The 334-nt window shown below is 55.1% G+C and carries 1 protein-coding gene; it reads left to right on the plus strand.

Annotated elements, in window-relative coordinates; all coding sequences use genetic code 11:
- Nucleotides 1-15: 15 nt before the first annotated feature.
- Nucleotides 16-334, plus strand: a 319-nt coding sequence (locus QD208_RS17595; RefSeq protein ID WP_279837690.1) for a helix-turn-helix domain-containing protein, incomplete at its 3' end; no start/stop codon positions are given.

The raw sequence follows: 334 nt of genomic DNA on the forward strand, positions 1-334 counted from the left end.
TAAGGTATTGCGCTCATGTCATACTCAGAACTCAGCATCACCGATCGTGCCACTATCCAGGTTTGCCTCTCTCAAGGCCTAAGCCTCCGAGCCATTGCTCGATGCCTAAGTCGTTCTCCCTCCACTATCAGCCGCGAAATTCGCCGAAATAGTGTGCCGGGCAACGACTATCGAGCTGAACGCGCGCAAGTGTCGCGACTCAAGCGTCGGCGCTTTTGCCGGCCCAAGCGAAAGCTTTCCATCGGTACTGAGCGGTTCAGGCTTATCGAGTACCTTCTCCGCCGCTACTTGTCTCCTGAGCAGATCGCCGGCAAGCTTCGACACATGAATTTAC

The sequence above is a fragment of the Cobetia sp. 29-18-1 genome, assembly GCF_029846405.1.
Lineage (GTDB): Bacteria > Pseudomonadota > Gammaproteobacteria > Pseudomonadales > Halomonadaceae > Cobetia > Cobetia amphilecti.